General features: G+C 51.9%; 2 protein-coding genes. Both read right to left on the bottom strand.

Annotated features, from left to right (window positions below):
* Window positions 1-235, bottom strand: a 235-nt coding sequence (locus NE664_14370; GenBank protein MCQ4727820.1) for an acetate kinase, incomplete at its 3' end; no start/stop codon positions are given.
* Window positions 126-428, bottom strand: a complete 303-nt coding sequence (locus tag NE664_14365) for a hypothetical protein (protein ID MCQ4727819.1) — start codon at window positions 426-428, stop codon at window positions 126-128. The genes NE664_14365 and NE664_14370, both read right to left, overlap by 110 nt.

Genomic DNA, 428 nt, shown 5'->3' with positions numbered 1-428 from the left:
CAAACACACCTACCATCAGAGTGTCCGGCATCAGTCTGCGGCACGCTTCCACCCCCACTAAATTTGCCGGATTATGAAGCGGAGCGAGATCGTTGCACTCCGTCATGGCCTCAATTACCTCGTCATTAATCACCACGGAACCGGTGAACTTCTCTCCGCCATGAACCAGACGGTGGCCAATGACGCTGATTTCCTGAAAATCCTTTAAGACACCCTTTTCCGCATCTGCCAGCATATCTAAAAGCGTATGGACCGCCTGTGTATGATTCTCCATCGGAACCGATTCCTTCAGGGGAAATGCCCGTATGCGTCCTGTATGTGAATATTCCATCTATCCCGATCGGCTCACATACCCCCTTCGCAAGCACGTCCTCGGTCTCCGGATCTATAACCTGGAATTTCAGCGACGAACTGCCGCTGTTGATCAC

Source organism: Anaerotignum faecicola, from assembly GCA_024460105.1.
Classification (GTDB): Bacteria; Bacillota; Clostridia; order Lachnospirales; family Anaerotignaceae; genus JANFXS01.
This window is presented reverse-complemented; position numbering and strand designations above follow the sequence as displayed.